Genomic DNA, 1582 nt, shown 5'->3' on the forward strand with positions numbered 1-1582 from the left:
GCGGAGGTGACGGCGGCATGGCCGAGCCAGATCGTGGAGTCGCGCCAGCTCGGTTGCGCTGGCCCGGACTTCACGGCATTGCGAAACAACGTCCACTGCACGCCGAAGGCGTTGCCCTGGGCGTCCTTGAGGTTGGCGGTGACGTACCACCATTCGATGCGAAAGCCTGGATGTGGGCCGTGGTCCTCGGGGAACGCGAACACTTTGCCGGGCACCACCTGGACGAAGTCGGCGGCATCGCTGCCAAGACCGGCAAAGCTTTCCTGGGGTGCGGGGGCTTTATCGCATGCGCTCAGCAGCAGCAACAGCGCCAGCCCCAACGCTTTAATCTTCATGGGCAAACGTCCTCAACAAATCCGCCGGGCGGCTGCGGTACAGCTGCCACAATGGCCAGGCCGACGCCAGCAGCGTGGCAAGCATCGCCAGGCCCATCAACTGCGCCAGCTGCCCGGGGAACACCTGCAATGGCAGGCGCCAGCCAAAGGCTTGCACGTTGATCACCGCATCCAGGCACCACGCCAGCAGCAGCCCCAGGGGCAACGCCAGCACCAGGGTAAGCACCGCCAGCAGCCAGGTCTGGCCCAGGTTGAGCAGCATCAGTTGGCGGCGCGTGACCCCCAGTGCCCACAACGGCGCCAGTTGGCCGAGGCGACTCTGGCTCTGGGTCAACAGGCTGATGAACAGCGCCACACCCGCCACGCCAAGGGTCAGGCTGTTCAACGCGGCGGTGGCGGCGAAGGTGCGCTCGAAGACCTGGCTGGACCACCCCTTCAATTGCTGTTGATCGATGATGCGGCTGTCTTCCAGGTCGAACTCACGCTGCACATCCCGCACCAGCGGCGGCACATCCTGGGGTGCCACGCGCAGGTTGAAACGCACCGGTGACAGCGTCGGCCAATGCGCCAGCAAGTGCTTGGCGTTGACCAATAGATGGCCCTTGGGGTTGCCGTAGTCGGCGTAGATGCCGACGATTGTCGGTGCCCATGGGCCCTGGGGCGTGGGGAATTGAATGGTGTCGCCCAGGCGCACGTTCAAGCGTCGCGCCAATTGCTCGCTGAGCATCACGCTGTCGTCCTGCAGCAAGCGGTCCCAGGGCGCGCTTGCCGCCTCCAGCAGCGGCCAGTGCTGGCGATAGGTGGGGTCGTCGACCACGCCGAACACCTCCGCCGGCCAGCCTTGCAACTGCACCGCGACTTGCCAGCCGGGCAGCACCGCGCGCACCCGTGGTTGTTGCGCCAGCCAGGTTTGCAAGTGCTGCGCCTGGGCCGGATTTTGCGGGTTGAGGTACAGCTCGGCGGTGAGACGCTGCTCCAGCCAGTTATTGAACGTGCTGCGAAACCCCGACGTCATGGAGCCCGCACCGATATTCGCCGCCAGGGCCAGCAACAATGCCATCAGGGCCAGACTCAGGGCCGGCAATTGCTGACGGCAGTCGGCGAGAAACCATTGGCCCAGCACCGAACGGCTGCGTCCCAGCACGCCCTTCAACACCCCATTGAGCAGCACCGGCAGGCCGAGTGCGGCGCCCAGCAGCAAGGCCGCCATCAGCACGAACCCGGCGGTCAGGCTGTTGCCCCAGACC

The 1582-nt window shown here is 65.8% G+C and carries 2 protein-coding genes; both read right to left on the reverse strand.

Translation table 11 applies throughout. The features are described 5' to 3' along the window. Positions 1–335 (reverse strand): lipocalin-like domain-containing protein (locus BFP90_RS01650; protein ID WP_305118334.1); only part of this gene is annotated, 335 nt, incomplete at its 3' end. Beyond that, positions 325–1582, reverse strand: a 1258-nt coding sequence (locus BFP90_RS01655) for an ABC transporter permease (RefSeq protein WP_141688896.1), incomplete at its 5' end; no start/stop codon positions are given. The genes BFP90_RS01650 and BFP90_RS01655, both read right to left, overlap by 11 nt.

It is taken from the genome of Pseudomonas sp. 24 E 13 (assembly GCF_900004715.1).
Lineage (GTDB): Bacteria > Pseudomonadota > Gammaproteobacteria > Pseudomonadales > Pseudomonadaceae > Aquipseudomonas > Aquipseudomonas orientalis_A.